Genomic DNA, 508 nt, shown 5'->3' on the forward strand with positions numbered 1-508 from the left:
GTCATCAAGCAGAACGCGGTTTGCCCCGTTCCGGGTGAATGCCCGGTGTGCTTCTTTGCCGGGGGGCAGGTATTCCGTAGGCTGGACCTGGTCTGAGGCCGCCAGCCCAAGCTCGCCGTAGCGAGCCAGGTTGTAGTTGTCCACCACCGTCAGGGGCTGGCGAAAGGTAACTCTCATGTTCTCCAGATGTTCCGGATCGACGGTCCAGGGCAGGGTGATGGCAATGGGCGCTGGAAGCGGCCCACGCCCGCACGCCCGGATGCTCCGAACCGACACCAGTTCGGTCAGCCCGTGGTATTCCTTCACCTTTCCGGTTACCCGCACTCGCATGCCGACATCGGCGATTTCACGATCGGTGTAAATAAACAGCGCTTCGGAAGTGGCGGGATTCCCGTCGGTCTGATGGTCGGCCTGCTGCAGGTAAAAACCACCAAAGCCGCCCTTTGCCCGGGAATCCTGGGTCAGGATGCCCTCGACGGTGACGGTAGCTCCTGCCATGGGTGAGGTC

The 508-nt window shown here is 62.0% G+C and carries 1 pseudogene; it reads right to left on the reverse strand.

What is annotated here, in order from left to right:
- A pseudogene (locus B2W52_RS14870) lies at positions 1–498 on the reverse strand (ExeM/NucH family extracellular endonuclease); the annotation flags it as partial.
- Between the last annotated feature and the right edge of the window lie 10 nt (positions 499–508).

The sequence above is a fragment of the Marinobacter sp. UBA2498 genome (genome assembly GCF_002341575.1).
In the GTDB taxonomy this organism is placed as follows: domain Bacteria; phylum Pseudomonadota; class Gammaproteobacteria; order Pseudomonadales; family Oleiphilaceae; genus Marinobacter; species Marinobacter manganoxydans.